A 21,757-nucleotide genomic window follows, 5' to 3' on the forward strand; every position below is an offset into this window, starting at 1 on the left:
CAATTCCTCCCTAAAGATTACACTCGGACCTTCTTTGGACTTCTTATTATAACCAAACTACCCCTTGCACCTGGTACCGAGCCCTTAACTACCAACAGGTTGTTTTCAGGATCCACTTTCACGACTTCTAGGTTGTGTATGGTCACTCGTTCGTTACCATATCGACCAGGCATCTTCTTACCTTTGAAGATTTTTGCTGGCTCTGTGTGTTGTCCCAATGAACCTAGTTCTCTGTGAAATTTCGAACCGTGAGATCTTGGTCCACCGGAAAAGCCCCAACGCTTAATTGCTCCGGCAAATCCTCTACCTTTTGTCCAACCGATGACATCGACTTTTTCGCCTTCTTTGAATATATCAACCTTTATTTCTTGACCTATTTGATACTTTTCAACTTCAGAATCATCGTTTAAGCGAAGCTCTTTCAAAAATCTCAAAGGTTTTACACCGGCTTTGGCAAAATGGCCAGCCATCGGTTTGTTGACTTTTTTCGCTAGATCAAAGCCTATTTGAACAGCAGAATATCCATCTGTTGCTGTTGTTTTCTTTTGAATAACATAGCAAGGACCAGCCAATATGACGGTAACTGGTATTGCCACGTTGTCCTTGAACAAAGTTGTCATACCAATTTTCTTTCCCAAGATCATTTTCGCCATGGTTGCACCTCCAAGATCAGAGTTTGATCTCTACGTCGACGCCTGCTGGAAGATTTATTTTCATCAACGCATCGATAGTTTTCGGCGAAGGATCGATTATATCGATAAGTCTTTTATGAACGCACTTTTCAAATTGTTCTCTCGAGTCTTTGTGCTTGTGTGGTGATCTCAACACAACGTACAAAGTTCGTTCCGTCGGCAGAGGAACGGGTCCAGATATCTTTGCATTCGTGGCTCTTGCAACCTCTACGATTTTCTTAGCCGACTCGTCAAGAACTTTATGATCGTAAGCTTTAAGTTTTATTCTGATTCTTTGTCCAGGCATAAATTTTGTCCCCTCCTTTTGTTGTGAAAGACCAAGACCGGGGAGCTTGTGCCCCCCGGAAAAATTGTTTACTCGATGATTTCAGCAACAACGCCTGCTCCAACTGTCTTTCCACCTTCACGTATAGCAAATCGCATTCCTTTTTCGATTGCAACTGGGTATATCAGCTTGATCGTAAGCATGGCGTTGTCTCCAGGCATGACCATTTCCGCGTTGTTTCCAAGTTCAATAATTTCTCCCGTTACGTCCGCTGTTCTTATGTAGAACTGCGGTCTGTAGCCTTTCATGAATGGTGTGTGGCGTCCACCTTCTTCTTTCTTCAAGACGTAGACGTTTGCAACGAATGTTGTGTGTGGTGTAACAGTACCGGGAGCTGCAATAACCATGCCGCGCTCGACTTCGTCTTTGTCAATACCTCTCAGCAAGCATCCAACGTTGTCACCTGCAATTCCTTCATCGAGTTCTTTTCTGAACATTTCGACGCTCGTGACAACTGTTCTCTTCTTTTCAAAGCTTAGTCCAACTATTTCCACTTCATCACCGGGTCTAATTCTTCCGCGCTCAATTCTTCCGGTGACAACTGTTCCACGGCCAGTTATCGAGAAAACGTCTTCTATTGGCATCAAGAACGGTTTATCGACTTCTCTTACAGGCTCAGGAATGTAGTTGTCAAGAGCATCCAAAAGTTCCTGAATCGGTTTGAACGCAGGATCATTTGGATCTTCTGCTTGCATTGCCAACAAAGCAGAACCGCGAATAACAGGAACTTCGTCGCCAGGATATTGATATTTTGTCAAAAGTTCTCTAACTTCCATCTCCACTAAATCAATCAGTTCTGGGTCATCAACAGCGTCGACTTTGTTCAAAAACACGACCATAGAAGGAACGTTAACCTGTCTTGCAAGCAGCACGTGTTCTCTTGTCTGTGGCATTGGACCATCTGTTGCTGCGACAACCAAGATTGCTCCGTCCATTTGAGCTGCACCGGTGATCATGTTCTTTATGTAGTCAGCGTGTCCAGGACAATCGATGTGTGCGTAGTGCCTTTTTTCCGTCTGATATTCAACGTGTGTGATGTTGATGGTTATACCTCTTGCTTTTTCTTCCGGTGCCTTGTCGATTTGATCGTACGGTACGTATTGGGCAAGTCCCTTGAAGGACAAGTACTTTGTCATAGCTGCCGTCAAGGTAGTTTTACCGTGGTCGATGTGACCAATTGTACCAACGTTGACATGCGGTTTTGTTCTCACAAATTTTTCCTTAGCCATTAATACTCCCTCCTTTTAGATTTAGACCGCTTTAAGTACTTTTTCAAGGATTTTCTCTGGCATTTCTTGATAGTGTGAGAATTGTACAACATGACTTGCTCTACCTTGGCTCAAAGATCTCAGTACAGTTGCATAGCCAAATAGCTCAGAAAGAGGAGCCAGTGCTCTTATTACTCTCAAGTTGCCTCTAGTTTCTAGTGCAACGATTTGTGCCCTTCTTGAGTTCAAATCAGCGATTATTCCACCAACGTATTCTTCCGGCGTAACTATTTCAACTTTCATGATTGGCTCCAGAAGAACAGGATCACATTGCTTTACGGCGTTTTTAAAAGCCAAGCTTGCTGCTATTTTGAAAGCCATTTCGGATGAGTCAACTTCGTGGTATGATCCATCTAGCAGTATTGCTCTTATTCCAACCATTGGATATCCAGCTACGATTCCTGTTGCCATGGCTTCTTTTACTCCTTCTTCTATAGCTGGTATGTATTCCTTTGGAATAACTCCTCCAACGGTTTTATCGATAAATTCAAAGATTTTATTCTCATTCAGCGGTAAAGGTTCAAACCTCATGATAACGTGACCATATTGACCGCGACCACCAGTTTGGCGAATGTACTTACCTTCAGCTTCAGCAGCTTTGCGTATGGTTTCACGGTATGCAACTTGAGGTTTACCGGTTCTCACATTGACGTTGAATTCTCTCTTAAGACGATCTGTTACTATTTCAAGGTGAAGCTCGCCCATTCCCGAGAGTATTATTTGACCGCTTTCTTTGTCAACTGAAACGCGTAGGGTTGGGTCTTCCTCTGCAAGGGCATTTATCGCCTTCATCATTTTTTCCTCATCGTCATGCGTAACAGCTTCAACAGCAATGGATATAACCGGTTCTGGAAAGTCGATTTTTTCGAGCAAAACTGGTGTTCCCGTACACAGTGTATCCCCGGTCGTTGTGCTCTTCATGCCCACGATTCCAACTATATCTCCTGCTCTGACCACATCAACGTCTTCTCTTCTATCTGCGTGCATGAAAACAAGTCTTGATACTCTCTCGCGAACTTGTTTGGTTGAATTGTATACGTAACTGCCTTTTTCAAGTTTTCCAGCGTAAACACGAACATAAGTAAGTTTGCCAACATAAGGATCTGTTTGTATTTTAAATGCAAGCCCAACAAAATCATGGTCGATTGATGGTGGTATTTCAATTTCTTTTCCATCGAGTGTGAAACCTTTGGCAGGTGGAATGTCAAGTGGCGATGGTAAGTAATCAACCACAGCATCTAAAAGTGGTTGGATACCCTTATTTCTAGCAGCCGCTCCGCATAAGACTGGAACTATTTTGTTTTGAATTGTCAGCTTTCTTATGGCGGATTTGATTTTTTCCTCTGGTATTTCTCCTTCGTTTAGATACAATTCCAAAATTTCATCGTCTTCTTCTGCAAGAGCTGATATCATCTCTTCTCGCACTTCTTCGGCTTTATCTATCAAATAAGCCGGTATTTCTTTTTCGATGAAAACAGATCCGTCTTCACTTTCCCAATATATCGCTTTCATCCGCACAAGGTCGATAACTCCAACAAAGTCTTTTTCAGAACCAATTGGTATTTGAATTGGTACTGGTTTTGTGTGAAGGCGTTCAACCATGCTTTTTATCGACATAAAAAAGTCCGCACCAATTTTGTCCATCTTGTTCATGAAAGCAATTCGTGGAACGCCGTATTTGTTTGCTTGCCGCCAAACAGTTTCAGTTTGTGGCTCAACTCCTGCCGTTGCATCGAAGACTGCTATAGCGCCATCGAGCACTCTCAAAGCTCTTTCAACCTCAATGGTAAAATCCACATGCCCGGGCGTATCTATAATGTTAATTCGATGTCCTTTCCAAAAACATGTCGTTGCAGCGGCAGTTATGGTTATACCACGTTCTTTTTCTTGGATCATCCAATCCATTGTTGCAGTTCCTTCGTCGACGCTTCCAAGCACGTGCTTTCTGCCGGTGTAATAAAGTATGCGCTCCGTGGTTGTTGTTTTACCGGCATCTATGTGAGCCATTATTCCTATGTTGCGAATCTTTTCAAGTGGCAAATAGATTTTCTCGTAGTCCATAATTACTCCTTTCACCACCGCAGATGTGCAAACGCTCTGTTTGCTTCAGCCATTTTGTGAACGTCGTCTCTTTTCTTGATTGCTGCTCCTGTGCCTTGGTAAGCAGCTATCAATTCCTCACCAAGTTTTAAATACATTGGCTTTCCTTTCTTTGCGCGAGCTGCTTCGATTATCCATTTCAAAGCCAAAGAGGTCCGACGTGGTTCTTGAACTTCTATTGGAACTTGGTAAGTTGCTCCTCCCACACGTCTTGGTCTGACTTCCAAGACTGGTTTGACATTTTCAACAGCTTGCTTGAAAACTTCCAATGGATCTTTACCAAGCTTTTGCTTGATGTAGTCAAAGGCACGGTAAACAATTTTTTGAGCTACAGTTTTTTTGCCATCCCACATGATTTTATTGATAAACTTTGCCACTAAAACATCACCGTAAACAGGATCAGGTGCTATTTGTCTAATTTTCGCGCGTCTTCGCCTCACAAAAAATCCTCCTTCCGCTTATTTCTTGGGTCTCTTTGCACCGTATTTGCTGCGAGACTGTTTTCTGTTTTCAACACCAGCTGCGTCCAATGCTCCTCTGATTATCTTGTATCTTACTCCTGGTAGGTCTTTAACCCTTCCTCCTCTTACAAGAACAACAGAGTGTTCCTGCAAGTTATGACCGATACCAGGTATATAGGCTGTAACTTCTATGCCGTTCGACAGCCTAACCCTTGCGATTTTTCTCAAAGCAGAGTTTGGTTTCTTTGGAGTCATCGTTGTGACACGGATACAAACACCACGTTTTTGTGGGTTGCCTCTTAGTGCAGGTGCTTTAGATTTTCTTACCTTCTCTTCCCTACCGAACCTGATAAGCTGATTTATCGTCGGCATTCGTATCCTCCCTTCGTTTTGATGCCAAAGCTTCATTTTATTATAAAGAAAAAATTTTGTCAACTGAATAAATATCCTTTCAAGTTGACCACAAAAAATCTGTTTTGTCTTTACTTGAGTTTGTTACTGCGAAAACAACCTTCGCAAGCTTTATTATACCTCGTGCGGGGAATTTCAATACAACAATCATTTGAACTTTATATAACAAAATATCTGATTAGCATCCCTCAAACTATGGTTGGAGTGGCTTTGAAATCTTCATCGCCTTTTCTTTCAGACTGTTTTGTAAAAAGAAGGTTGTAAATTGCCGTTGACTTTATATCCAACAGTATTTGTTTTTCAAACAAATCAGGAGATATTGAAAATCTTTTATCTTCATCCTTCAAACAACGCTCGATAACTTTCTTGTAATCGGCACAGTTGGTTATTATTGGAAGATTTGCCTTTTTCTTAATGACTGAAAGAATTTTTCTACCTTTTTCCGTGAATCCCAGGATTCTTAAATACTGTGGACCTAGTTGATTACATGATTCAAGAAATTCTTGGGTTATACCAAAGAACGCGTAAAGCGATAATCTTCTTATCTTACTCAGCGTGAATCTTTTGCTCTTGACGCAGTTGAAAAAATCCTTCAAGTTTGTTGTTTTGTAAGAACAATCGAGAAAACGTTTTTCAATACCTTCGCTGAAACCATAAAAACGCGATAAAGTTTGTCTATCTGAAAGCCTCAAAACGGAAAGAATCATCTTTTCCATATCTTCCAAGGTTACAGGTCCTCTTCCTGATTCTATTTCTCTTTTGATGATCTCGTAACTCACCGTCGGAACGGATTCTGCAACTTTGTCCCAATTACCAGCAAGTATTTGCTTTCTTACTGCTGTAGCACTTGAAAATTTGCCTTTAAAATCTTCATCACGATCCTCGGCACCAACTCTTTTTACAGTATGGAAATTCACTTTGAAGTTCAATTCCATTGCCGATCGAACATATTCTAAGCCAAGTATATCGTTGGATTTTTCTATCTTTGAGACTTCCAAGGGGTTCAACTCTCCAGAGAATTCAAAATATCTGCGAAGCGCGTTTTTACGGGCGTTTGGAAAAGAAAATCCCTTTTTCAGCTCTTCGCGCATTAAGACTGGAAATGGTTCGGGTTGTTTGATCAGTACTTCTGCGACTTTCTTTAAAAAATCAAGGTCACCTGATTCGCTTCCAAAAACTATATCTGTCACAACGTTCGTTGATTTCAAAATCCATATGGCTCCTTTTGCAAACCCGCCAGCATCTTGCACCGCAAAAACAAATGGTAGTTCAAAAACCACATCGATACCACTTCTTAAAGCTATCTCAGCTCTTGCAAATTTGCTTATTATTGCTGGTTCGCCCCTTTGACAGAAATTCCCGCTCATAACCGCTATTGTAAAATCGGGATTGACAATTTCTTTAGCCTTTTTTAAGTGGTATTCATGCCCGTTGTGAAATGGATTGTACTCGACCACGATACCAAGGACTTTCATTTGTTTCTTCTTTCCTCCCTTATCAAGACATAGCAGAATGTTAATAAAACGATGTTGAAAAGCAAAAAAATCATTGAGAAAATTTTGACCACACCAATATTTGCGTAGTTTCCAAGCAATTCAATCCCAATCCACGCAAGGCCTGTGACAATCGTTCTCCATATTTGAACTATTGTGGACAGAGTGATCGAAGCAATACAAGTAAGCAGAAAAAGCAAACCACTTTGATCAGAACTTTTTCTCAAAGTGTAGAATGATAAACTCAAACCTGTCAAAAGTGTGAAAACGGCTACAAGCAAGAACCATTTTGAGGATGTTACAGAAACGTTGAGCAAATCTTTCACAAACGGCATCAAATGGTTCAACAAAACATAAGCAAGGACAAACAAAAAGCCTATTGTTGCAATCACGATTCCAAGAAGAAGTATAAAATATGGCAAAAACTTCACGAAGATTCCCCCTTTAGCTTTTTGAGAATTTCCTCAGCCAACTTTTTGTTCTTGATCACTTTGGCTATTTCTTCAACGGACGCTTCCTTTATTTTCTGAACCGAACCAAAATGCGCAAGTAACTTCTCCTTTCTCTTTGAACCGATTCCTTTTATTTGGTCAAAAACAGTCTGCTGCAGTTTTTTCAACCTTAATTTAGCGTGGAAACTGTTTGCAAATCTGTGTGCTTCGTCCCTAATTTTGACCAAAATTCTAAGTACTGGGTTATCCAAAGGTAATCGGACGGGTCCATTGATTGTGTGGATAATTTCTTCTTTTTTTGCGAGTCCAACAACGTCGCAATCTTTTCCAATCGATTTTAACGCTTCTTTGACAGTTTTAACCTGTTCTTGTCCACCATCGACGAAGATCAAATCTGGAAGCGAATGCTTTGAATATCTTCTAAGAACAAGTTGTCTTATAACTGCTAAATCGTCCATCGATTGTGTGTCGAACCTGTAATGTCTGTATTCATCTTTTTGTGCATTTCCTTCTACAAAGACCACAACTGATGCTACCGTCAACTCCCCATGAAGATGCGATACATCAATTCCTTCTATCCTAATAGGAATTTTTGAAAGGTTGAGAATTTCTTGCATTTTTCTGAGGTATTCCAAATTGGTTTGAATGTGCTGTAAACTTTCTTGAGCGTTAATCATGGCTTTTTTAAGCAGACCTGATTCAACCTCGTCCATCGGTTTTCTTGAAACTACAAGATTTTCAACATTAACAGCTTTTTTAGAAACTACAGCTGGTGGAATTTCGTTTCTGTTCACAATGTAGTAGTTGAAAAGAAAATCCTTTAAATCTCCTTCCATTTCGTATGATAATTTTCCAACCAAGTATCCTCCTCTAACGCGAAATACCACAAAAACGTTCTTGCATTGGCCTATGACATCAAGGTTTCTCCAAGGTTCAACCACAACCTGTTGTTTTTGCATAACTTTTTCAAATTTGAATAGCAAGTCACGGTATTTTGCGGCGTTTTCAAAATCAAGCATATCAGCGTGTATTTTCATTTTCCTTTTGATTAGTTCAAGCGTGGAGAGAATATCTCCTTTCAGGAAGTTTTTGGTCGGAAGAATGCATTTTTCAAAATACTCTTGGTGTGTAATGTTACCAACGCAAGGGGCTTCGCATCTGTGAAGGTAATAGTCCATACAAGGTTTTCTGATTGGTTTGGACAAATCTTTCTCGCAAGTTCTAAACTTGTAGACTTGTTGTAGAAAATCGACAAGGTCTCTCACAAAATTTGCATCAGTGTACGGCCCAAAGTATTCTGAATTGGCAATTTTGTTTCTGGTTATTCTGATGGTCGGAAACAGATCATTTGTGATTTCTATATAAGGATAATGTTGCGAATCTTTAAGCATGACGTTGTACTTCGGCTTGTAAGTGTATATCAAATTTGCTTCAAGCAAAAGTGCTTCCCGCTCGTTTTCGACTATCGTGAAATCTAGATCTATTGCTTCTTGAAGTAGTTGTTGCATTTTTCTGTTAGTTTTTGAACTGTTTGAAAAATAGCTCTTTAACCTTTTTCTAAGGTTTTTGGCTTTTCCAATGTACAAATATTCTCCATTTGGACCGTAAAAGATGTACACGCCAGGCAGATTTGGAGCTTGTTTGGCTTTTTCTTCTATTGACAGCTTTACCTTCCTCCCATCATTTATTCTATCTCACTATTTAACTTGACTGCTGAAGTGCCTAAGGTTATAATTGAGAATGAGTCTCAACAACTTAAAAACTGCTCTTAACCAGGGGGACTGCAAAATGACACTTGCAGAAGTACCAGTTGGCTTTTACGCAAAAGTTAAGGCACTAAAAAATCATCCATTAGCCAACAAGTTGGCAGCTATGGGATTTGCACCCAATTCAAACGTTAAGGTTGTCAACGAAGCTCCTTTAGGTGATCCAAAGATTTATTTGATCAAAGACAAACTCATCGCTTTGAGAAATTCAGATGCAAGTCTCATAGAAGTGGAACTTCTTGAAGAAGTATTACCTTTGTCTTTGGCACAGGAAGGGGTTTACGAAGTTGTTGGTATTGATATACCAAAAGCTTATGGGTTAAAAAGAAGGTTTTCAGACTTAGGTATAAACGAAGGCGCTCGAATTTTAGTTGATTCGCATGGGAATGTTACGACTTTGGATGGAAAACATATTCGAATTGGAAAAGGAATGGCAAGTAGAGTTTTTGTAAGGAGGGTTCAAGAGTGAGCTTGCGTGTTGCGCTCTGTGGTAATCCAAACGTTGGTAAAACCAGTTTGTTCAACGCTTTGACGGGTTTAAGACAGTATGTTGCAAATTGGGCTGGTGTCACCGTGGAAATAAAAAAAGGTGTTCGAAACCACAGAGGTGTTCAAATAGAATTTATAGATCTTCCTGGCACATACAGTTTATCCGCTTTCAGCGAAGATGAAAAAGTTGCAAGAAATTATCTTCTTTACAATCCACCAAATGTTTTAGTTGTTGTCATGGATGCTTTGGCACTTCGGCAAAGCATGTACTTACTTTTTGAAGTCATTGACCTTGATGTAAAAATTGTAGGAGTCGTTAATGCCATAGATGAAGCAAGAAGGGAAAATATAGTCATCGACAAAGGTGAACTGTCAAAGCATCTTGGTATTCCAATAATCTTCACATCAGCTGTCACGGGAGAAGGTATTGAAGAGCTTTTGGATACTATTGTGAGCTTATCGCGGTATCCAAGAAAGGTTTCGAAGTTTTTTTTCGGCGAAGAAATCGAAAAACAAATCGAAAAGATTGCACAATATCTTTCAAAGCAAACTTCTTTTAGTTCTTTTCCAACAAGGTGGCTAGCTATTAAGTACCTTGAAGGTGATCCAGAAACTGTGACACTTGTTGGAAAAATCGAAGGAATTGAGCCAGGACAGTTACGCGAAAAAATCATATCCCAGAAGTATGAACATGTGGAACTCATTCTAAAGGAAGCCTTGAAGAAACCGTCAAACAACTGGTCTTTCAGCGAAATTCTTGATCATGCTTTTACACACAAGTACATAGGTATACCGATTTTCTTTTCTCTAATGTATTTGGTTTTTTCGTTTGCTTTCGACGTAGTTCAACCAGTGGTTGAGTATTTTGAGGATCTTATGGCTAGTTTGGGAAGATTTTTTGCCTCGTTTTTCACCACTCCTTTTGTTGCATCTTTAATAGAAGAAGGTATCTTCGGTGCTTTGGGAGCAGTTCTTGTGTTTATACCAAATATTTTTGCATTGTTTTTTGTTCTTGGAATAATGGAAGAAAGTGGATATTTACCTAGAGCAGCTTTTGTGATGGACAGATTGCTGCACTTTTTCAAACTTACTGGCAGATCTTTTATATCTTTTTTGCTCGGTTTTGGTTGTTCAGTTCCCGCGATCATGTCAACGCGTGGAATAATGGATAGAAGGGAAAAAACGATAGTAGCCCTTTCTATCCCGTTTGTGTCGTGTAGCGCTAGGTTGCCAGTTTATATGTTGATCGCAAGCATATTTTTTGAAAGAAACAAAGGATTGGTCGTTTTCTTTCTGTACTTGTTAAGTATTTCCATTGCTATGATAAGTTCTGTTGTTTTGAACAAAATACTCTTCAAAGGTCAGCCCAGTCATTTGATTTTGGAACTTCCTCGTTACAGGATGCCAACGTTGAAAAACCTAGTTATATACGTTTGGAACAGAGGAAAACATTTTCTAATCAAAGCTGGAACGATCATATTCTCAGCCTCCATATTGCTTTGGGTTTTGACTTACTTTCCATACGGTACGCCAGATAATTCTTTTGCTTCCCAGTTGGGAAAATTTCTTCATCCAATTCTAAAGCCTTTGGGTTTTGATTGGAAGTTGAGTGCTGCACTTGTCTTTGGTGTTGGAGCCAAGGAGATAATCGTTTCTGCGCTGGGTATATTCTTTGGCTTTACAAGCGAGGAGCAGTTTAGATTGAATATTCTATCTTCAGTGGACCCTTCGACTGCTTTAGCTTTTTTGGTATTTGTTATGGCTTACATTCCGTGTATAGCAACTATAGCCACCATTTCCAGCGAACTTGGGAAAAAGTACGCACTTTTCTCGATTGTTTATAGCTTCACCTTTGCGTACGCTTTAGCACTTTTAGTTAAGTTGCTTGGAGGTGTTGTTGCATGATAAAGGAAAAGATTATGTTGACAATACAAACAATTCTAGGGTTTGTTGCATTTTTTGGTATGTTTTCTAAAAGCATAATCCTTTCATTTGTTGTGCTTACTTTTACTCTTGTGTATCTTTTTGGTTTGTTTGAATCTTCCAAAGTTAGGTTGAATTCTCATTTGATAGTTGGAGGAATTCTATATTTCATTCTCTCGATATTCATATTGCTTCAAATGTTGGTAAACATTGATTTTGAATTTTCCCTTTCCAATACAATTGTATTTGCGTTGGGAATAGTTGGTTTGATTCAATCAATCGTTGTCAGAAGGAAGCTCAAACAATCTTTATGAACAATTCGAAAAGAATGGCTGACAATCCTGCGGCTAGAGGAACAGTTAACAGCCAGGATAACACTATGTTTTTGAGAACCCCCACGTTCACAACTTCCACGCCTCTTGCTAGTCCTACTCCAACAACTGCCCCAACAACGGTGTGAGTTGTTGAAATCGGCATCCCTAGAACCGATGCTATTAAAACCGTTGAAGCAGCGCTGAAGTCTATGCAAAATCCTCTGGTGTTCGTCAACTCAGTTATCGACGTTCCTATCGTCTTCATAACTTTATAACCCAGCAGAAGAACACCTAAGGATATTCCCAAACCACCTATCATCAACGTCCAAATCGGTATTTCTGCTGTTTGTGTCAACAAACCTGTTTTGACGACCAAATACACGACGGCGAGTGGTCCTATCGCATTCGCCACATCGTTTGCTCCGTGGGAAAGTGCCATGTAGCAACTTGTCATTACCTGAATGTTTTTGAAAATGTTCTCAACATATTCGATATCTGACCTTGGAGAATTTTTATTCACTTTCAGTAAAATTGAGGTAACAATTGACGTTGGAGCAGCTAGAAGGATTGAATAAGTGAAAGACCTTAAGAAAGGTATTTTAAGCGTTTTTAAACAGAATAAAAAGGATATTATGAAAATCGTTATAAGAACAATCACCGGAGTAGCTTTTATAGCAGCTTTGCGTGGTGAAGGTCTTTTTAAAACAAAAACAGAGAGCGATTTGAAGGTAACGTACGCTAAAAGTCCTCCAACCAAAGGTGACAAAACCCAGCTTGACACTATTGGTATCATTTTTTGCCAGTTTATAGCTTTCCAACCTGCTGCCGCTAGTCCAAATCCCATCATACCTCCAACTATGGAATGAGTTGTTGAAACTGGCATTCCCCAAAGCGTGGCAGCGATAACCCATACAAAAGATGATGTCAAAGCAGCCAAAGCTCCAGCTATAAGTACATTTGAACTTGGTATAACCTCTGGTTTAACTATGCCCCTTGTTATGGTTGCGGCAACGTGGGAACCAAACAAAACAGCCCCAAGAAATTCAAGAATACCGGCTATGATTGTTGCTTGTCTTGGAGTGATTGCCTTTGCACCGACAGCGGTAGCCATGGAATTGGCAACATCATTGGCTCCTATGGCAAAAGCCATCAGAAAACCTGCTACTCCAGTGATTAAAATTAGCACCGTAATCCCTCCTAAAAGTGTGTGATCATTCTTATTCTTTCGGCAACATTCTCAGAATGATCGGCAATCCGCGTTAGCAACCTAACTAATTTCTCAATGTAAAACCAATCGATAGGATGTATTTCGTTCTTCGACGAAAACAGTTTTTTTCCTATCTCAAGTGACAGTTTATCCGTTTGACTTTCTTCAGATTCGACTTTTGATACGATCATATTTTCATGTGAAGCCACAGATTTTGAAAAGGAAAGTTCAACGAAGTTAAGAAGCTCTTCCACGGCTTTAACCATATTCTTCACAGATTCCGTTGTTTCTTCAGCTAGCTCGAGAAAAAGCTTGATCATTTCTTCGGATAGTGGTTTTTCAACTTTGTTTATAGTAAGAAGCTTCAAGTAATCGTCTATGGAGTCCATAGTTGCATCTAGCTCGTGTACAATTATCAGCATTTCCGTTTTGTCGAAATAAACAAATTTCAACTTCGAATACTCTTCCCTTATAAGTATTTTGAGTTCATCGGCTTTATCTTCAAGTTCATCGACTTTTAAGCTTATCTGTGACACGTCTTTTCCATCGAAATGATCCTTTGTTGCTTGTGGGATATAGCCTGCCGCTTCACTTGTCAAAAGTGCGTGTTCATAAAGAAGTTTTAAAGGAGGGTGCTTTGGTAGCATCTTCCCCAAAAACCTTGTCATAGAACTTCACCTCCTCAAAAAGCATACATGATGATTGAAAAAACTGCCACAACGATAACTAGAAGTAAAATTCTCTTTAATACCTTGAGGAAATCCACTTGGAAATACTTTGCTGTTAAAACTAAACAAAGATGAACTGGGGATAGGAGAACCCCCAAAACAGCGAAAATGTATGTCAAAAGTGCATACTCTGCTTTATCAAGACTTATGAGCAGAGGAACTGTTATGCCAACTGTCGCCGATGTTATACCTGTTGACATACCAACAAGTAGCGGTGCCAAAGTCGAAAGTACAACTGCTTCGTTACCAAGTTTAGTTAGCTCTTTTCCAATAACTTCACCTATTCCAAAATCGGTTATTGCATGTTTGTACAAGAATATTACGAAAAGAACGCCAAGAATGTCGAATCTTTTGAGCGTTTCCAAGAAAGCTTGTAAAGCGTGATTTTTTCTTAAAATTCCATACAAAGTACAGGCAATCAGCAAGACTATCCAACCATCTATTTTGAAAACGACTATTGCCACACCAATTGAAAGGATCATGAAAACAGGCCAAAGCTTTTTTACATCTTCCCAGTTTATTCTTGTCATTTTTGGTAGTGTAAAACCATTGAACTTTATCCATCCACTTACAAAAGAAATCAAAAAAAGTGGAAAAAGATTTGCAGAAATTCTTCCAAGAGGCTTCGAAATTAAGCTTGATAACAAATACATCGCGGGATACATCGGCCAGAAAAATTCCAGCGTGTGTCTAAACCAATAATTCATAGCTGTTTTGGTTAAATTGTCGGTTTCAGGAGTCAATTTTGCAACGATAGGTGCAGAAAACATTGCTCCAGATGGAACAGGTAAAAGTCCTATCACACTTGCAAGAAAGGATGCGGCAGCCTTTGAAGATCCTTTGAAAAGTTTTTTAACGGCTAAAGAGAGATTTTCCGCATCTTTGGAAATGCTCATCAGTTGTTCAAGGAAATATATCATGATCACACTCAAGATTAAGGTCAAAAACGATTTATCGCGAAATGTTTCAACAACAAGAAATGGGATTTTTGATAGAAGAAATGAGTTTAGCAAGATAAACGCGAAAAATCCTCCAACCATTGATAGAAAAAGTCTTTTAGTTAACCTTTGCAAAATAACGATGCACAAAAGAGATGTTAACACCGAAAATGTTGCCATTTTCAATGACTCCTTTCAATTTTTATGTCTTATAATCATATTATGAAAGGTGAGACGATGATAAAAATTGAGCAAGTTTTACAAAAAGATGGAAAAATCTTTGCCGTAAGTTCGGAAAGTCCATTCTATCCAGATGGAAAAGGAGGGCAATTGGGAGACAGAGGACACATTGGTGATGCGAAGGTATTTTTCGTAAAAGAAAGTGAAGGGAAATTCTTCCATCAAATCGATCGATTCATTGAGCCTGGTGAGTATCCATATCAAATTGATATGGAAAGAAGGAAGGACATCGCTGCTCAGCATACAGCTCAACACGTTTTGTCAGCAGCCTTTCTAAAGGTAGCTGACGTTCAAACGGTTTCGTTCAGGATGTCCGAGGAATTTTCTACGATCGATCTTGATGTTCCGACTTTAACACACGAGACACTTTCTGAAGCAGAGGCTTTAGCAAATGAGGTTATAAGAAGTTGCGTCCAAGTTGAAATCATAAATACAACCAAAGAACAAGCAAATCGAATGAATTTGAGAAAACCGCTCAGCGAAAAAGTGGAGGAGGGATTTGTTAGATTGGTTAAGATTGGAGATTTCGATCTTTCAGCTTGTGCAGGTTTTCACGTTACAAACACTGGTGAAATTGGTTGTGTAAAAGTTGTGGATTGGGAAAAAGTTAAAGGTTCTTTGACTCGTGTTTATTTCGTTGCGGCTGAAAGGGCTTTGAAAGATTATGGAAAACGCGTTTTGGTTCTAAAACAACTTTCAACGCTGTTGACCAGTTCGATAGACGAGATGGTTAAACGTGTAGAATCGCTTTTGGATAAGACAAAGGAACAAGCGGGACTAATTGAAAAGTTGGCGGAAGCTTTGGCTGTTGAGCAAGCTAGCAAGTTGCCAGAGATTAAAATCAAAGACTTTAAGGTAGCCTTTTACGACGGGATTGATGAAGTAGCAAGATTTTTACCAAAGTATTGCTCAACCGATGTGTTGGTTTGTAAAACCAGCGAAGGATATACAATATCAACCAAAACGATTGATTGTTCAAAATTGGTGCAAATTCTCAGCAAAGAATTTAACTGTTCTGGAGGTGGAGGAAAGACAAAAGGTTCTTTGAAAACATCAGTTAAGCTTGAGCATTTCATCGAATCTCTTTCAAAAGTTTTGGAGGTGATTCAATGAAGATTTCACTGGCAAGATTGCCAACGCCGATAGAGTATTTAGCTAGGTTGAGTAAGCAATATGGAAGAGAGATATTTGTTAAGCGTGACGATCTAACTGAATTCATTTCAAGTGGAAATAAGATAAGAAAGCTGGAATTTCTTCTTGCCGATGCTCTCAAAAACGGCTGCAACATGGTCTTTACCTGTGGGGGTATCCAGTCAAACCACGCAAGAGCCACTGCTCATTTGGCTGTGAAACTTGGGTTGAAGCCCGTTTTGTTTTTACGCCAACCTGCAACCGTTGACAAAGAACTGATCAACGGGAATTTACTTTTGGACGAGCTTCTTGGTGCCACGATAATACCTGTGACGACTCAACAGTACGCAAAGATTGAAGAAATCTACGAGGAATACAAGAAAGATTACGAATCAAGGGGTTACAAGGTTTACACGATTCCCGAGGGAGGCTCTAACAGCCTTGGTGCACTTGGTTATCTTTTTGCAGTTGCGGAGATTGCCACACAAATTGATTTGTCAACCGTCGATGCCATTTATTGTGCGGTTGGCAGCGGGGGAACTTACGCAGGTTTGATTGCCGGCCTCAGGTACCTTGGATACAAAACACCTGTTGTAGGAATAAACGTCACGAAAACAAAAGCCGAAAGGTTTGTCGAGAAGATAGAGGAAATAATCGCCGGTATGTCACAGTTTGGTGTTGACGTTAAGGTTTCTTCTGAAGAGATAATCATACTCGATGAATATAGCGGGCCTGACTACGCCGTTCCAAGCGATGCCGATATCGATTGTATAAGAATTGTTGCTTCCACAGAAGGCATTGTACTCGATCCAGTTTACACAGCAAAAGCTTTCCGAGGTATGTTGCAAAATTCTAGAAGATCACAAAGACTGCTTTTCATACACACAGGGGGTACTTTCGGAATTTTTGCCCAAGCTTTCAGGTTTGCACATTGACCACGGGGAAAATTTCCCCGTGTTGTGTTCATACCTTTTTGAACCTGTAAGTGACAAGGAAATCTTCCAACTTTTGTTGATCAACTTCGGCAAGAAGAACAATATCTCCGACAGTTGTATCACTTTTGACAACAAAACCATCTAGAGAGTTTGTGATAGGAATAGGAGCCGTTAAACAGCTTTTCCCTTTGAGTGTCATGTTACCTAATTTACCAGTCATAACGCTCCACAAGCCATAAAAACCAACCATTTGCGAATGAACCCAGACAAATTTTTTCTCAAGTTGCTCGTTGTATTCAGGTGTACCTACCCCAACGGAAACTATCAGCCTTACCCCATTGTTCACAAGTTCTGATAATTTAAAGCTATTTAAAAATAGTCGCTTTGGTACAACTGCTATGGAAAAACGATCCGTTTTCAAGATTTTGTTTGCTTGCTCGCCGCGGTGGTGAAGAAACAAACCTTTGGATGTTCCAAAAACCAAAGTGCAGTTCCATTTTCGAGATATTTCCAGCATGATCAATTCCGTCACTTTTGACGTTATGTTCGAATACCTTTTAATTTTTGATGAAATGTTTCCTGGAAACAGAGGAAGAGGAAATATTCCAAAAAGCAAAGTGTCAATCAACCCGGGAAACACGATTACGTCAGGGGAAAAATTCTGCATACGACTTAAAAAGCGGTTCAAAAAGGCTACGTATGCATTTACGGAAGGCAACAACGTGTATTCCATTTGAACTATGGCTACCTTCAAAAACTTGTTTTCAAAACCCTTGGATGGTTCGATCAATTTTTCTATAGCCTTTTTCACAAAACGTTTTGAAGTTAAGAACTTCAAGATGAGGTTTTCAAGTTTCATTCCAACCAATTCCAAGCGGAGGTTTTAATGAAGAAGGATGTGCCTGTTTGGTTTTTGAGCACATCAATGTCCAAGATCACAGTACTTGTTGTGTCTATGATCAAATCGTTGTTTTCTTGTCCAGGCATTGTGAAGTGATAGTGCAGTACATTGCTATGCTTTGCCACCATAAATATTGGTATTTTAAATTCCAAAGCACAACCCCAGCAAATACTTTTCATCAAAAGAAGATCGGCTAATTTAACGACGTTTGCAAATATTACCAAAATATCTGCACCTTTTTCTTTTATTTGCCAAATGGTTTCCCATTTTGGTACTTCATTCACACAAAAAACAGCCATCTTGCCAAAGTTGGTACAAATAACGTCGTTGTCATTCCCAAAGTGAATTTCCTCGGAATTGGTGACAAAGTATATAAATCCTTTTTCGCTGCCTATCAAATACGCCTCTGCTCCTGGAACGACTTCATCAACCCAAGAGATAACAAAATCAGCGTTCAAAAATTCCTTTAAAACTATCTGTTTGCCAAGCAAAAGCCGCACAGATTCACCTCAATTTCATTATAACACAAAAAAGGAGGGCATAAAGCCCTCCTTTTTGGCGGGGACGACGGGATTTGAACCCGCGGCCACCGGTGTGACAGACCGGCATGCTAACCAGGCTGCACCACGTCCCCAGAGCTACCTTCTATATTCTGACAAAAAAATTGACAAAAGTCAAGTACCTTGGTTGAATTAGTTTCATCTCATTTCTGAAAGAAAATCCACAACTTTTTTAGCTATGATCTTTCTGAACAGATATGTTGATTTATGCCCGGATGGAACAAAAATCTTTTTGGCTTTTTGAAGTTTTTTGAAAAGTTGTTCAGAAGCTTTATGAACAATTATCCTATCGAAAAGTGCTTCAAAGAAAAGAACTGGTTGCTCCACAAATTTTGCATAGCTTATGGGATCGTAGTGAAAACATTGTGGAGTTAAGGAAAATATCTCTTCGATATGAGTTAATTTATCAACGTTTTGCATTGCATTCTTCCTGTTTTCAAAACAAGTTTTTGCGTTCCTACAACCTATTTCGTTGCCTTGTCTTTTGTAGTCATTCCTCAAAGATTTGGTGTACGGTGAAAACCAGTTGATCCAATACCAATCTCCACCGGTGAAGGCAAGTATCCCAGCCTTAATCCTTTTATCGAGTGCCAAAGCCATGGTAGCTATCATACCGCCAAAGCTAAAGCCCATTATTGCAACTGGTAAAGCGGATTTGGTTTCAATGTAATCTATGGTCCTTCGTACATCCTTAACAGCTTGATGAAATCTTTCGCAACAAAAAGCAGGGGAAGTTGAAAAGAAAGGTTCACCACCTAACCAATTTGGTTTGGCGCGTTGAGCATGATATGGAAGTATCAAATAGTATGTCTGTATTCCAAAATTTTTGAAATATTTTGCAAACCACATCAGATAAGGAATATTTCCATTTCTTATTCCGTGTATGAAGATCAAATTGAACCAAGGATTTAGAGGTTTGAAATTGTAAACATAAACGCGTTTAGATTCCGGAATGTCCGGCTCGTACACGGTGTCGAAGGATATTAAATCGTACTCTTCAAATTTTTCGATAATTTCGTTGAAAGGTTTGTTTTTATCGTAATAAATCATGAGAATCTTCTTTTAACGCCGAACCTCTCCTCCACATCTTTGACCGTTTTTTCAAAAATGGCGTTAACTTCATCGTCTGTAAGGGAGCGATCAGGCGCTCTGTAAACAACATAAAAGGTCACGCTCGTCATGTTTTCAGGCACGTCTTTGCCTTTATAGATATCGCATACACCTGCTTTTTCCACATATTCACTTGAAGAGTAAAGATAATCGACTATTCCTCCGGCGTAAACTCCTGTTGGCAGTAACAAAGAGATGTCCCTTCTTATAGCAGGAAAACTCGAAAGTTGTTTAACTGGTCGAACTGATTGGAAAGCTTGGAACATTTTATCAAGGTCAAGTTCAAAGAAATACACATCTCCCTTCAAATCATAAAATTCTAACACAGAGCTAGCAAGCATTCCTATTTTTCCGATCTCTTCATTTTCGAGTTTGATAATTGCAGAGCGTCCCGGAACGTACATTGGAAGGTTAACTGGCTTAAAGTCAAATTTTAAGGCAAAATGTTCTTGAAGGGATTCCAAATATCCTTTGAATATGAAAAAGTCAATTTCTGAAGAAACCTTGTAATTCTCTTCTTCAAACCGTCCAGTGGCAATTGCTCCGACAAACTCTTTTTCCACAGGATTTCCATTTTCGTTGTGAAAGATTTTCGCTATTTCAAAATACTTTATATCTCTCATTTGCCGTCGATAATTGAAAGCCAAAGAATCAAGTAACCCAAAAAGCAATGAAGGCCTAAGGCAATCCATATCCTCCGTCAGCGGGTTAAGTAGTTTAACAGGTTCTACGTTGAGGATCTTTGATACCAGCTTTGACGGACAGAAGGATAGATTGATCGTTTCGTCAAAGCCGAGCGCAATTAAATGTTCTCGGATTTTTCTCCTGAATAACTGTTTGTCATTCCATCCGCGTCCTCTGGCAATTATTCTTGGCGCCACCGCTTCTATCTTTGAGTATCCATAGATTCTTCCTATTTCTTCTACCAAATCTTCCTCGATTGAGATATCCGGTCTAAAAGTTGGCACTTCAACTTTCAATCTGTCCTCCTTTTCCTCAACTTTCATTTCGAGCGATTGCAGGATTTTTTTACTTTCGCCTTTGGGATCTATACCAAGTATGGTCGATATCTTTTCTTTACGTAATTCGATGACTCGATTGTCAATTTTTCTTGGATAAACATCCACCAAGCCTTGCGCAACTGAGCCGTTGCAGATTTTCTGAACAATCGTCAAAAGCCTTTGCATTACAAAAACGACACCGTTTGGATCCACACCTCTTTCAAAACGGTATGCAGCATCAGATTTTATCCCAAGAACCTTTGCAGTTTTTCTTATCCTGACAGGATTAAAATAGGCGACTTCAAGAATTATCCGGCTTGTTTGCTCGCTAACGCCCGAATTTTTCGCTCCCATAACTCCTCCAACAGCAAGAATGCTAACTGGATCTGTTATCAAGGTTTCTAAACCTTTCAGTTCGTAGTCTTTTTCATCAAGAAGAGTTACTTTCTCTTTTTCTCTTGCCTTTCTAACTACTATTGTGCCTTGATAGACTTTTGAAAAATCAAAAGCATGTGTGGGATGACCGGTTTCAAGCATCACATAGTTCGTGGAATCGACAACGTTGTTTATCGGTCTTATACCACAAGTCATTAACCTTCTTCTAACCCAGATGGGGCTTGGTTTTATCACAACCCCATCGACAAAAGCGGCGCAATACCTTGGACATCCGTCGATGTCTTCAATAGAAACTTTCACGAAATCTTCCACTTTAAGGTTTGAACAGGAATAGCTTATCGAAGGTTTCTTCAACTGTTTTCCGCTGATGACACTCACTTCTCTTGCTACACCAATTATTCCAAGGCAGTCTGGCCTGTTCGAAGTTATTTCTAGATCGAGAACCGGTTCGTTGAGTTTCCAGCGTTCGATCACATCTGCTCCTATTGGTATGTCCTTGTCGATTTGATCTATCAGGCAAACTCCTTCAGATTTTGGTTCCAAGCCCAATTCTTCCAGAGAACACATCACAACTTGTGATAAAACTCCTTTTATCTTAGCAGGTTCAACAACTTGACCATTAGAAAGCTTTGTCGAAGGGTATGCTATGGCAACTTTGTGACCTTTTTCGACTTTCATGTCTGAGGTTACCGTGGTGTAAGTGTTTTCACCATCGAAAACTTTGCAAACCTTTAATTTATTCGATTCTGGATGAAGGGATGTTTCAACCACTTCTGCACAAACTATCTTTCCCTGTGCAAACGGGTTGAGTATCGTTTCGACCTTTAAACCTGCCATGGTTAATTTTTCTGCAAGCTCATCCACCGACCAATCGATTTCGACAAATTCTCTTAGCCACTCTATAGGAACAAGCATT

The 21,757-nt window shown here is 39.7% G+C and carries 21 protein-coding genes and 1 tRNA gene; 5 read left to right on the forward strand and 17 right to left on the reverse strand.

The features are described 5' to 3' along the window. Positions 1–17 precede the first annotated feature (17 nt). The 9 genes from rplC to uvrC form a co-directional block, all read right to left on the reverse strand. On the reverse strand, positions 18–653 hold the full coding sequence (gene rplC / locus THETH_RS03755) for a 50S ribosomal protein L3 (protein WP_013932051.1): 636 nt from the start codon (positions 651–653) through the stop codon (positions 18–20). 16 nt (positions 654–669) lie between these two features. Next, positions 670–978, reverse strand: a complete 309-nt coding sequence (gene rpsJ, locus THETH_RS03760) for a 30S ribosomal protein S10 (RefSeq protein ID WP_013932052.1) — start codon at positions 976–978, stop codon at positions 670–672. A gap of 68 nt (positions 979–1,046) precedes the next feature. After that, positions 1,047–2,246, reverse strand: a complete 1,200-nt coding sequence (gene tuf / locus THETH_RS03765) for an elongation factor Tu (RefSeq protein WP_013932053.1) — start codon at positions 2,244–2,246, stop codon at positions 1,047–1,049. A 21-nt stretch (positions 2,247–2,267) separates the two neighbouring features. Further along, the gene (gene fusA, locus THETH_RS03770) at positions 2,268–4,349 is read right to left on the reverse strand and encodes an elongation factor G (protein ID WP_041446559.1); all 2,082 of its coding nucleotides are present in this window, start codon (positions 4,347–4,349) and stop codon (positions 2,268–2,270) included. A gap of 8 nt (positions 4,350–4,357) precedes the next feature. After that, positions 4,358–4,825, reverse strand: coding sequence for a 30S ribosomal protein S7 (gene rpsG, locus THETH_RS03775; protein ID WP_013932055.1), 468 nt, complete (start codon positions 4,823–4,825; stop codon positions 4,358–4,360). A gap of 18 nt (positions 4,826–4,843) precedes the next feature. Further along, a complete protein-coding gene (rpsL, locus tag THETH_RS03780; protein WP_013932056.1) occupies positions 4,844–5,218 on the reverse strand; it encodes a 30S ribosomal protein S12 in 375 nt (124 codons plus the stop codon). A 227-nt stretch (positions 5,219–5,445) separates the two neighbouring features. Then, on the reverse strand, positions 5,446–6,732 hold the full coding sequence (locus THETH_RS03785) for a nucleotidyltransferase (protein WP_013932057.1): 1,287 nt from the start codon (positions 6,730–6,732) through the stop codon (positions 5,446–5,448). Further along, positions 6,729–7,181 (reverse strand): hypothetical protein, encoded by a 453-nt coding sequence (locus tag THETH_RS03790; protein ID WP_013932058.1) that lies wholly within the window; start codon positions 7,179–7,181, stop codon positions 6,729–6,731. The genes THETH_RS03785 and THETH_RS03790 overlap by 4 nt, the downstream gene beginning before the upstream one ends. Continuing rightward, positions 7,178–8,890 carry an excinuclease ABC subunit UvrC gene (uvrC, locus tag THETH_RS03795; protein ID WP_322785260.1) on the reverse strand — a complete coding sequence of 571 codons (1,713 nt, stop codon included), beginning with the start codon at positions 8,888–8,890 and terminating at the stop codon, positions 7,178–7,180. The genes THETH_RS03790 and uvrC overlap by 4 nt, the downstream gene beginning before the upstream one ends. A gap of 100 nt (positions 8,891–8,990) precedes the next feature. Between uvrC and THETH_RS10670 the strand changes: the two genes are divergently transcribed. From THETH_RS10670 to THETH_RS03810, 3 genes are read left to right on the forward strand one after another with little or no spacing between them, the layout of a single operon-like run. After that, a complete protein-coding gene (locus THETH_RS10670) occupies positions 8,991–9,437 on the forward strand; it encodes a FeoA family protein (RefSeq protein ID WP_013932060.1) in 447 nt (148 codons plus the stop codon). Then, positions 9,434–11,362, forward strand: a complete 1,929-nt coding sequence (feoB, locus tag THETH_RS03805) for a ferrous iron transport protein B (RefSeq protein WP_013932061.1) — start codon at positions 9,434–9,436, stop codon at positions 11,360–11,362. The genes THETH_RS10670 and feoB overlap by 4 nt, the downstream gene beginning before the upstream one ends. After that, complete coding sequence (locus THETH_RS03810) at positions 11,359–11,694, forward strand: hypothetical protein (RefSeq protein WP_013932062.1); 336 nt, start codon at positions 11,359–11,361, stop codon at positions 11,692–11,694. The genes feoB and THETH_RS03810 overlap by 4 nt, the downstream gene beginning before the upstream one ends. Here the strand turns inward: THETH_RS03810 and THETH_RS03815 are convergent. The 3 genes from THETH_RS03815 to THETH_RS03825 are packed head-to-tail and all read right to left on the reverse strand — an operon-like array spanning position 11,678 to position 14,747. Next, positions 11,678–12,880 (reverse strand): inorganic phosphate transporter, encoded by a 1,203-nt coding sequence (locus tag THETH_RS03815; RefSeq protein ID WP_013932063.1) that lies wholly within the window; start codon positions 12,878–12,880, stop codon positions 11,678–11,680. The two genes, THETH_RS03810 and THETH_RS03815, sit on opposite strands and share 17 nt — an antisense overlap. A gap of 11 nt (positions 12,881–12,891) precedes the next feature. Further along, positions 12,892–13,569 (reverse strand): DUF47 domain-containing protein, encoded by a 678-nt coding sequence (locus tag THETH_RS03820; RefSeq protein WP_013932064.1) that lies wholly within the window; start codon positions 13,567–13,569, stop codon positions 12,892–12,894. 14 nt (positions 13,570–13,583) lie between these two features. Next, a complete protein-coding gene (locus tag THETH_RS03825) occupies positions 13,584–14,747 on the reverse strand; it encodes a DUF401 family protein (RefSeq protein ID WP_013932065.1) in 1,164 nt (387 codons plus the stop codon). Between the two features lie 57 nt (positions 14,748–14,804). Between THETH_RS03825 and THETH_RS03830 the strand changes: the two genes are divergently transcribed. Beyond that, positions 14,805–15,920, forward strand: coding sequence for an alanyl-tRNA editing protein (locus THETH_RS03830; RefSeq protein WP_013932066.1), 1,116 nt, complete (start codon positions 14,805–14,807; stop codon positions 15,918–15,920). Then, complete coding sequence (locus THETH_RS03835) at positions 15,917–16,873, forward strand: D-cysteine desulfhydrase family protein (protein ID WP_013932067.1); 957 nt, start codon at positions 15,917–15,919, stop codon at positions 16,871–16,873. Before THETH_RS03830 ends, THETH_RS03835 begins: the two co-directional genes overlap by 4 nt. 28 nt (positions 16,874–16,901) lie before the next feature. Here THETH_RS03835 and THETH_RS03840 read toward each other — a convergent pair whose 3' ends face one another. The 5 genes from THETH_RS03840 to pheT all read right to left on the reverse strand — a co-directional run bounded on the left by THETH_RS03840 (position 16,902) and on the right by pheT (position 21,756). Further along, positions 16,902–17,732: a carbon-nitrogen hydrolase family protein gene (locus THETH_RS03840; protein ID WP_013932068.1), complete on the reverse strand. Its 831-nt coding sequence runs from the start codon at positions 17,730–17,732 to the stop codon at positions 16,902–16,904. Continuing rightward, positions 17,729–18,274, reverse strand: a complete 546-nt coding sequence (locus THETH_RS03845; RefSeq protein ID WP_013932069.1) for a hypothetical protein — start codon at positions 18,272–18,274, stop codon at positions 17,729–17,731. The genes THETH_RS03840 and THETH_RS03845 overlap by 4 nt, the downstream gene beginning before the upstream one ends. 56 nt (positions 18,275–18,330) lie before the next feature. Next, positions 18,331–18,408, reverse strand: a tRNA-Asp gene (locus THETH_RS03850). A gap of 64 nt (positions 18,409–18,472) precedes the next feature. Further along, positions 18,473–19,384, reverse strand: a complete 912-nt coding sequence (locus THETH_RS03855; RefSeq protein WP_013932070.1) for a CocE/NonD family hydrolase — start codon at positions 19,382–19,384, stop codon at positions 18,473–18,475. Then, positions 19,381–21,756: a phenylalanine--tRNA ligase subunit beta gene (gene pheT, locus THETH_RS03860; protein WP_013932071.1), complete on the reverse strand. Its 2,376-nt coding sequence runs from the start codon at positions 21,754–21,756 to the stop codon at positions 19,381–19,383. The genes THETH_RS03855 and pheT overlap by 4 nt, the downstream gene beginning before the upstream one ends. Position 21,757: the final 1 nt, after the last annotated feature.

The sequence above is a fragment of the Pseudothermotoga thermarum DSM 5069 genome, assembly GCF_000217815.1.
GTDB lineage: Bacteria > Thermotogota > Thermotogae > Thermotogales > DSM-5069 > Pseudothermotoga > Pseudothermotoga thermarum.

Bases quoted from the DNA above. Each gene is read 5' to 3' on its own strand.
- THETH_RS03835 (WP_013932067.1), top strand. From the start codon at position 15,917: ATGAAGATTTCACTGGCAAGATTGCCAACGCCGATAGAGTATTTAGCT.
- rplC (WP_013932051.1), bottom strand. From the start codon at position 653: ATGGCGAAAATGATCTTGGGAAAGAAAATTGGTATGACAACTTTGTTC.
- THETH_RS10670 (WP_013932060.1), top strand. From the start codon at position 8,991: ATGACACTTGCAGAAGTACCAGTTGGCTTTTACGCAAAAGTTAAGGCA.
- THETH_RS03820 (WP_013932064.1), bottom strand. From the start codon at position 13,569: ATGACAAGGTTTTTGGGGAAGATGCTACCAAAGCACCCTCCTTTAAAA.
- THETH_RS03830 (WP_013932066.1), top strand. From the start codon at position 14,805: ATGATAAAAATTGAGCAAGTTTTACAAAAAGATGGAAAAATCTTTGCC.
- tuf (WP_013932053.1), bottom strand. From the start codon at position 2,246: ATGGCTAAGGAAAAATTTGTGAGAACAAAACCGCATGTCAACGTTGGT.
- THETH_RS03785 (WP_013932057.1), bottom strand. From the start codon at position 6,732: ATGAAAGTCCTTGGTATCGTGGTCGAGTACAATCCATTTCACAACGGG.
- THETH_RS03855 (WP_013932070.1), bottom strand. From the start codon at position 19,384: ATGATTTATTACGATAAAAACAAACCTTTCAACGAAATTATCGAAAAA.
- THETH_RS03825 (WP_013932065.1), bottom strand. From the start codon at position 14,747: ATGGCAACATTTTCGGTGTTAACATCTCTTTTGTGCATCGTTATTTTG.
- rpsJ (WP_013932052.1), bottom strand. From the start codon at position 978: ATGCCTGGACAAAGAATCAGAATAAAACTTAAAGCTTACGATCATAAA.
- rpsL (WP_013932056.1), bottom strand. From the start codon at position 5,218: ATGCCGACGATAAATCAGCTTATCAGGTTCGGTAGGGAAGAGAAGGTA.
- pheT (WP_013932071.1), bottom strand. From the start codon at position 21,756: ATGCTTGTTCCTATAGAGTGGCTAAGAGAATTTGTCGAAATCGATTGG.
- THETH_RS03810 (WP_013932062.1), top strand. From the start codon at position 11,359: ATGATAAAGGAAAAGATTATGTTGACAATACAAACAATTCTAGGGTTT.
- THETH_RS03840 (WP_013932068.1), bottom strand. From the start codon at position 17,732: ATGAAACTTGAAAACCTCATCTTGAAGTTCTTAACTTCAAAACGTTTT.